The organism is Myxacorys sp. (assembly GCF_059501405.1).
The window spans coordinates 1-4,539 of sequence record NZ_JCACCM010000008.1; the positions used below are offsets into that span (position 1 = coordinate 1).

The 4,539-nt window shown below is 48.1% G+C and carries 8 protein-coding genes; 6 read left to right on the forward strand and 2 right to left on the reverse strand.

The window, feature by feature from the left end; translation table 11 throughout:
- A partial coding sequence (locus AC5I6P_RS00820; protein WP_495691861.1) for a GNAT family N-acetyltransferase occupies positions 1 to 405 on the forward strand: 405 nt, incomplete at its 5' end.
- Between the two features lie 47 nt (positions 406 to 452).
- Here the strand turns inward: AC5I6P_RS00820 and AC5I6P_RS00825 are convergent.
- Positions 453 to 965, reverse strand: coding sequence for an adenine phosphoribosyltransferase (locus tag AC5I6P_RS00825; RefSeq protein WP_495691862.1), 513 nt, complete (start codon positions 963 to 965; stop codon positions 453 to 455).
- A gap of 237 nt (positions 966 to 1,202) precedes the next feature.
- Positions 1,203 to 1,493: a hypothetical protein gene (locus AC5I6P_RS00830; protein WP_495691863.1), complete on the reverse strand. Its 291-nt coding sequence runs from the start codon at positions 1,491 to 1,493 to the stop codon at positions 1,203 to 1,205.
- A gap of 191 nt (positions 1,494 to 1,684) precedes the next feature.
- On the opposite strand from AC5I6P_RS00830, the gene AC5I6P_RS00835 reads away from it, so the two are divergent.
- From AC5I6P_RS00835 to AC5I6P_RS00855, 5 genes are all read left to right on the forward strand, one after another.
- On the forward strand, positions 1,685 to 2,044 hold the full coding sequence (locus AC5I6P_RS00835) for a hypothetical protein (RefSeq protein WP_495691864.1): 360 nt from the start codon (positions 1,685 to 1,687) through the stop codon (positions 2,042 to 2,044).
- 176 nt (positions 2,045 to 2,220) lie between these two features.
- Positions 2,221 to 2,793, forward strand: a complete 573-nt coding sequence (locus AC5I6P_RS00840) for a sigma-70 family RNA polymerase sigma factor (protein WP_495691865.1) — start codon at positions 2,221 to 2,223, stop codon at positions 2,791 to 2,793.
- Entirely contained in the window at positions 2,790 to 3,158 is a 369-nt protein-coding gene (locus tag AC5I6P_RS00845) for a hypothetical protein (RefSeq protein ID WP_495691866.1), read from the forward strand. The genes AC5I6P_RS00840 and AC5I6P_RS00845 overlap by 4 nt, the downstream gene beginning before the upstream one ends.
- A gap of 18 nt (positions 3,159 to 3,176) precedes the next feature.
- Positions 3,177 to 3,677: a Spy/CpxP family protein refolding chaperone gene (locus AC5I6P_RS00850; RefSeq protein ID WP_495691867.1), complete on the forward strand. Its 501-nt coding sequence runs from the start codon at positions 3,177 to 3,179 to the stop codon at positions 3,675 to 3,677.
- 2 nt (positions 3,678 to 3,679) lie between these two features.
- The gene (locus tag AC5I6P_RS00855; RefSeq protein ID WP_495691868.1) at positions 3,680 to 4,348 is read left to right on the forward strand and encodes a YqiA/YcfP family alpha/beta fold hydrolase; all 669 of its coding nucleotides are present in this window, start codon (positions 3,680 to 3,682) and stop codon (positions 4,346 to 4,348) included.
- Positions 4,349 to 4,539 lie beyond the last annotated feature (191 nt).

The following is a 4,539-nucleotide window of genomic DNA, read 5'->3' on the forward strand; positions in this document are numbered from 1 at the left end:
TCAGTCTGGGCAGAGCGTCTGATGCGGCTCAAGCCCCAAAAGCGCCCCTTTTTTCCTGCGAGAATTACGGGCGCTTTCCCTCATCCAGTCCGCTTTCTAGCCGCGCTGTCACCCCTTGAGGCATTTGACACCCTTGGGTTGTCGCGGGTAGTAGCAGATTTTGACGCGCCTAACAAAGCGTCAATTCGGGTGCTTGAAGAGTTGGGGATGTCTCAGCGTTCAAGAGCCGTCGTGAACGATCACGCGTTGCTCTACTTTGAAATTCAAACTCATGAAATTCAAACTCGCAACCGAGACGAAAGCGCAGAGGGATCAACAGCCTACTGCACTGATTGCCTCACACAGATTAGATTGAGCGAAATTGAAGAGGTGAGGTTTCTGCGAAGTTGCGAGTTGAGCGATTAGCGCAATGTCCCATTCAACTTGTGATTCAACCCGCTCAGTACTCAACTTTAGTACTCAACTAATGTCACGATTGGCACATCTGGGAGCCGTTGACGCCCGTTGAGATCTTTCAACTCGATCACAAACGCACATCCAACTAATTGACATCCAATATTTTGAATTAACTTTGCTGTTGCTCCTGCCGTTCCCCCTGTTGCAATCAAATCATCCACAATCAGGATTCGGCAGCCCGACTTGAAAGCATCTTTATGCATTTCTAAGCAATCCGTTCCATACTCCAACTTATATTCCACCTGATGAACGGGCGCTGGCAGCTTCCCTGGTTTACGAACGGGGATAAATCCAACTCCCATTTTGTACGCTAAAGGTGTTCCAACAATAAACCCCCGTGACTCCATTCCCACAACATAGTCAGGAGCCAAATCTGCACACTTCTCAGCCAGCAAATCGATTGTGTATCTCAGCCCTTCTGGATCTTGTAGCAGCGTCGTAATATCTTTAAACAGAATTCCAGGTTTAGGAAAATCGGGAATCTCACGAATCAAAGCCTTTAAATCCATAAGTGTTAAACCTACAGCACTGTTTAAAGAGGGGTACAGGTTGGGTTATCGCACAAGTTAGCACGCTTGTCACGGTAATTTGTTACTTATGGTCACTGAAAGGTTCTTGCCCTCTGTGAGTGATCCAGATTTGAGTGATCCAGATTTGAGCGATCCAAATTCGAGTGATCCAAAAGTGCGATGCCCGATTGCGGTCAGGTCGGAGGTTTCAACAAACCACCAGTTGTTAAGGAGTCATTAAGTGAGTCCGGCGGCTCCTTGAAGTCTGAACGCGATCGCGCCAACTAGCACGACGAAACCGAGCGCTCTCCGAAAATAGTTAACGCCTTGAAAAACTTCCTGCCATGCCCACGTGAACAAGGAACCAAACGCGACTAAATCTAATCCGGTCTGGATCTTGCCGCTGGTCAGCAGAAGTTGGAGTAAGCTTGCTGTCCCCCAAACCAAAATTGGCAAGTTTGGCATCTGTGCCAGAACAATCTTGCCCTCACTGTCTCGAAAGGTGCGATCGAACAAAGTGTTTTCCATAGCCTTAGGTATCTCGGTATCGCTATTCATCCCTGGCTGCATCAGCCCTGCTTGAAATTTTACTTGTACATTCAGTTTGATTGCGATGTTTGTCACTGCAAAATTGATTTTTTCTAGGTTTTGATCGGGGTGTTATAAGCTGAAAGCATGAACGCTTTGCTAAATAGTTGTTGAATGTCCAAGTACAAGTAATGACCCTCGCCGAACATCTTAAAAAGCAACGAATAAAGCATATTATTAGCAGCTACCAACTGAATGGATCAGAGGTTGAAGCTTGCGAAAATGAGCTAGATCAACTGCTAGAGCGGTATCCTTCTGCCTGGATCGAGTTAGCCTTAGCCGATGCGATCGCGCACCATTGGGCAGCAATTCCGATGCCGCGTGGACTCGCATTCTTCAATCACGTTCACGAGTCACTTCAGCAGTGGGAACGTACTGGAATTTTCAGCCCTCTCAGTCCTGACGATTTTCAACACATTACTGGACTGAACCCCAGTTCTATCTTTGAACCCTTTGATCCGCCTCCACCCTCAATGGTTCGTCCTCATTGAGGATAGTCGTCTCTAAGGACCAGTGAATAATGGCTTGAACCTTTCTTCGCGGCGAGCTGTCTAATTTCATATAATCTGCGGGGAATGCATTAGTGGTAGCGGATACAATGCGCTTTGCCAGGTTCCAAGAGCAATCAACTCTCTTAGAACCGCAACGCGACGTTCAGAGGAGTGCGGTGCAAGCTAGCGACGACCAAGCCAGAAACTCCGAGCCTTCGGATAACGTGTTGATCCGGCAATGTGTCGCTGGCAACGCGAACAGCTTTCGTTGGTTGTATCAACGTTATCATCAGAAAGTCAGGGCACTGCTGTATCAGCTTTGCGATACAGCCACCCTTGATGATTTGGTGCAAGAAGTGTTTTTGCGGGCTTGGAAGGGACTACCGAAATTTCGGCAATCTTCTCAGTTCTCCACCTGGCTTTACCGCATCGCTTGGAATGTCGCCTCAGACCAAAGGCAACTCTTAGCAAAGGGACGATCGCGCTTCGACTCCCTGAAGCAACAGAGCCAGACTCAGCAAGACGCGCCAGACTTGATGCACCTCCACTACCAGGACATCGTACAGCGAGGCTTGCACCACCTCAGCTTTGAGCATCGCACCATTTTAGTTATGCACGATTTAGAAGACATCGCCCAAAAAGAAATTTCAGATATTTTAGGGATTCCTTTAGGCACGGTGAAATCTCGTCTATTCCACGCTCGTGCTGCTATGCGCCAATTTTTACATCGTGAAGGAGTTCAGCTATGACTTATAAACCTCCAGATGATCCAGAGTTAGTCTCGTTTCTCAAGCGCCATCGCCCGCTGCCACCGCCTGCGTCTACTTCGCTAGAAGAGCAAATCATGAACGCAACGCAAGAGAGCCAAGCGAAGCGAGTTGTGCGCCCGATTCAGTGGTGGGCAACATCAGGAGCCGTGGCAGCTGGATTAGTGGCGGCTGTGGCAGCATACCAAGCCTCACAGCCTACTTCTTTCAGCAATACGGATGTCGCTAGCTTAGAAGCGTTTATGGAAAATAGCTGGTTGAATTCGGTATCTGACGTTTCCCCTAATGCCAACGATCGCTCGGCTCAAGAGTTTTTAGCCTTGGTCGAGCCGTTGGCTGATAATTAATTGAATAAGGAGAGTTCCATGATTCGTCGCATGTCTGCGATCGCTGCTTTAATCGCCGTTTTAGGAGGTGCGATTGCCTTTCGAGCCACAACCCAAGCTGACGCATCAAAATCAGCCAATCTTTCCGCCGAGCATCTCTTTGCCCAGGCTGAGCCGGAGCGACCCGAAAAAGGTCCTGGGATGGGCTGGCTAAAAGAACTCAATCTGTCGGCAGGTCAGATGCAGCAGATTCGAGCGGTGCGGGAGAAGTACCGCGATCGTATCCGCGCGAGTAAACAATCAGAACGTCAAGCTCAGCAAGAACTGCGGAGACTGATGGGCGGTGACGCGTCCAAAGAGCAAGTCCAGGAAAAGTATCGGCAAGTCAAGACCTTACGAGAACAGGTTGCCGATGCTCAATTTGAAAGTATGCTAGCCATGCGCGATGTGCTAACCGTCGAGCAACGTCAGAAGTTTGCAGAACGCATGAAGAAACAGCGTAATAACCGAGGACGTATGGAAGAGCGCGTTCGAGGTTAAAGGTGGAATTTTTCTATTTGCACGGATTTGCCTCTAGTTCTCAATCGGCAAAAGCTCAAGATTTGCGTACCCAGTTTGCAACTTTCCGCAGGAATCACTTCACCTCGGAAGATATTATTTTATCGGAAGACATCATCTTACAGATTCCCGATCTCAATCAGAGTGACTTCACGCACCTAACGCTGAGCCGCCAACTGCAACAAGTTAGAGCCATCCTTCCAGCATCGCCCACCACTATCATTGGCTCAAGCTTTGGAGGATTGACCGCCGCATGGCTTGGAGAGTCTTGCCCCCACGTTGAACGCCTTGTCTTACTTGCCCCTGCATTTCGCTATCTAGAGCATTGGTTGCCTACGATTGGAACTGCTCAACTTCAACAATGGCAAGCTGGGCAGCCCCTACTGGTTTATCACCACGGGGAAGGTCGCCTTTTACCGTTGGACTATCAAATTGTCAGTGATCTCCAACAATACAACGAAGCAAATCTACGAAAATCAGTCCCGACGTTAATTTTGCACGGACTTGAGGATGAGGTGATCCCCGTGCAGGTCAGTCGCGATTATGCCCGCGATCGCGCATGGGTCAATCTGATCGAACTAGACAGCAACCACGCGCTGACTGACCAAAGCAGCAGAATTTGGCAAGAAATCTGTCAATTTTGTTTTCACTAAATTAATATTTATGTACTACTTTGTTTGAGGGTAGACATTAGCAAGACCGAAACCTGGGGACGTTAAACACCATTTTTTTCAGAATGTTCCCGATTGACGTATTTGTTTTTTTTATATGTTGTAAAAACAAGTGATTTTATACCAAATCTCTAAAGTCCAGCTACAGATAGTGCTTCAAGAATTGATGCCCG